We start from the raw sequence: 2,853 nt of genomic DNA on the forward strand, positions 1-2,853 counted from the left end.
CGCAGGGGACTGACCCGGGGGCCGGACGCCAAGGTCGCCGGGATCCCCGTCGCGACCCTGGTGAAGAAGAAGGCGGGCGGCGAGACGACCACCGTGTCCGTCTCCGAGCGGGGCAAGCCGTACATCCTGAAGATGGTCAAGAAGGGCGGCAAGGAGCCCGGCGCGATCGTGCTCTCCGACTACGACAAACCGGTCCACGTGAAGGTCCCGCCGGCCGACGAGACGGTGGACCTCTCCAAGCTGGACGGCGGCGCGCCCGCGTAACGCCGCAGGTCGGAGGCGTGCGGGGCCGGAATGTCGGTGGGCCCCGTTAGCCTCTTCCGGTGACCGCGCGCATCACCGACCCCGAGCAGCTCAAGGAGCTGCTCGGCATCCCGTTCACCCCGGAGCAGACGGCCTGCATCACCGCGCCGCTCGCCCCGCAGGTCGTCGTGGCCGGAGCCGGCTCCGGCAAGACGACGGTGATGGCCGCCCGGGTGGTCTGGCTGGTCGGCACGGGCCAGGTCGCCCCCGAGCAGGTCCTCGGCCTCACCTTCACCAACAAGGCGGCCGGCGAACTCGCCGAGCGCGTCCGCACCGCCCTCGTCCGCGCCGGCGTCACCGACCCCGACGTCATCGACCCGGACGACCCCCCCGGCGAGCCCCGCATCTCCACGTACCACGCCTTCGCCGGGCAGCTCCTGACCGACCACGGCCTCCGCATCGGCCTGGAGCCCACCTCCCGGCTCCTCGCCGACGCCACCCGCTACCAGCTCGCCGCGCGCGTGCTCCGCGAGGCCCCCGGCCCGTACCCCGCGCTCACCCGCTCCTTCCCGACCCTCATCACCGACCTCCTCGCCCTCGACGCCGAGCTCGCCGAGCACCTCGTACCGCCCGAGCGGCTCCTCTCGTACGACTCCGAGCTCCTCGACGCCCTCGCCGACGCCAAACTCAGCAACGCCGAGCTCCGCAAGGTCCCCGAGGCCTCCGCCGCCCGCCGCGAACTCCTCGACCTCGTCGTCCGCTACCGAGCCGCCAAGCGCTCCCGCGACCTGCTCGACTTCGGCGACCAGATCGCCCGCTCCGCCGAGCTCGCCACCACCCGGCCCGAGGTCGGCGCGATCCTCCGCGAGGAGTTCAAGGTCGTCCTCCTCGACGAGTACCAGGACACCTCCGTCGCCCAGCGGCTGCTGCTCTCCGGCCTCTTCGGCCAGGGCCCCGCCGGCCGGAGCACCGGACACGCCGTGACCGCCGTCGGCGACCCCTGCCAGGCCATCTACGGCTGGCGCGGCGCCTCCGTCGCCAACCTCGACGACTTCCCCGAGCACTTCCCGCACGCCGACGGCAGCCCCGCGAGCCGCTACTCCCTCTCCGAGAACCGGCGCAGCGGCGGCCGCCTCCTCGACCTCGCCAACGGCCTCGCCGCCCCCCTGCGCGCCATGCACGCGGGCGTGGAGGCCCTGCGCCCCGCGCCCGGCGCCGAACAGGACGGCACCGTCCGCATCGCCCTCCTCCCCACCCACGCCGAGGAGATCGACTGGCTCGCCGACTCCCTCGCCCACCTCGTACGCACCGGCCGCGAGCCCGGCGAGATCGCCGTCCTGTGCCGCACCGCCACCGACTTCCCCGCCATCCACGCTGCCCTCGTCGCCCGTGACGTGCCCGTCGAGGTCGTCGGCCTCTCCGGCCTCCTCCACCTGCCCGAGATCGCCGACCTCGTCGCCGTCTGCGAGGTCCTCCAGGACCCCGGGGCCAACGCCGCCCTGGTCCGCCTCCTCACCGGCCCCCGCTGGCGCATCGGCCCCCGCGACCTCGCGCTCCTCGGCCGCCGCGCCCGCCTCCTCGTCCACCGCGGCGGCGAGGAGACGGACCCCGAGCAGCGGCTCGCCGCCGCCGTCGAGGGCGTCGACCCGGCCGAGGTCGTCTCCCTCGCCGACGCGCTCGACACCTTCCTCGACTCCGGCGGCGCCGCCGACGACGGCCTGGCCTTCTCCACCGAGGCTCGGGTCCGCTTCGCGCGCCTCGCCGCCGAACTGCGCGCCCTGCGCACCTCGCTCGCCGACCCCCTCATGGACGTGCTGCACCGGGTCCTCGCCGCGACCGGCCTGGAGGTCGAGCTCTCCGCCTCCCCGCACGCGCTCGCGGCCCGCCGCCGCGAGACCCTCGGCCACTTCCTCGACATCGCCGCCGGCTTCGCCTCCCTCGACGGCGAGGCCAGCCTCCTCGCCTTCCTCGGCTACCTGCGCACGGCCGTCCAGTTCGAGAAGGGCCTCGACAGCACGCTGCCGGGCGGCGAGAACACCGTGAAGGTCCTCACCGCCCACAAGTCCAAGGGCCTGGAGTGGGACGTCGTCGCCGTCCCCGGCCTGGTCACCGGCCAGTTCCCGAGCGCACGCGCCCGCGAGTCGTGGACCTCGCAGCCCCAGGTCCTCCCGCACGCCCTGCGCGGCGACGCGGCCACCCTGCCGGACATCGACACCTGGGACGCCAAGTCCCTCACGTCCTTCAAGAACGCGATGCGGGACCACCAGCACACCGAGGAACTCCGCCTCGGCTACGTCACCTTCACCCGCCCCCGTTCCCTCCTCCTCGGCTCCGCCCACTGGTGGGGCCCGGCCCAGAAGAAGCCCAGGGGCCCCTCGGACTTCCTCCGGGCGCTGTACGACCACTGCGCGGCGGGCCACGGCGAGATCGAGGCCTGGGCGGAGGAACCGGAGAAGGACGCACAGAACCCGTCCCTGACGGAACAGGGACAGGACCGGGCCTGGCCACTGCCCCTGGACGACGAGGCACTGCATCGGCGCAGGGAAGCGGCGCAAGCCGTGACGAACCGGTTGTGGGCATACGTTCCGCAGGGCGAGGGGGGTCCCTCCT

General features: G+C 74.2%; 1 protein-coding gene and 1 pseudogene. Both read left to right on the plus strand.

Annotated features, from left to right (window positions below; all coding sequences use genetic code 11):
* Positions 1-264 (plus strand): annotated as a pseudogene (locus tag CCN56_RS39075) (hypothetical protein); the annotation flags it as partial.
* Positions 265-323: 59 nt separating this feature from the next.
* Positions 324-2,853, plus strand: a 2,530-nt coding sequence (locus CCN56_RS39080) for an ATP-dependent helicase (protein WP_086832362.1), incomplete at its 3' end; no start/stop codon positions are given.

The organism is Streptomyces sp. NRRL B-24572, assembly GCF_002156145.1.
Classification (GTDB): Bacteria; Actinomycetota; Actinomycetes; order Streptomycetales; family Streptomycetaceae; genus Streptomyces; species Streptomyces vietnamensis.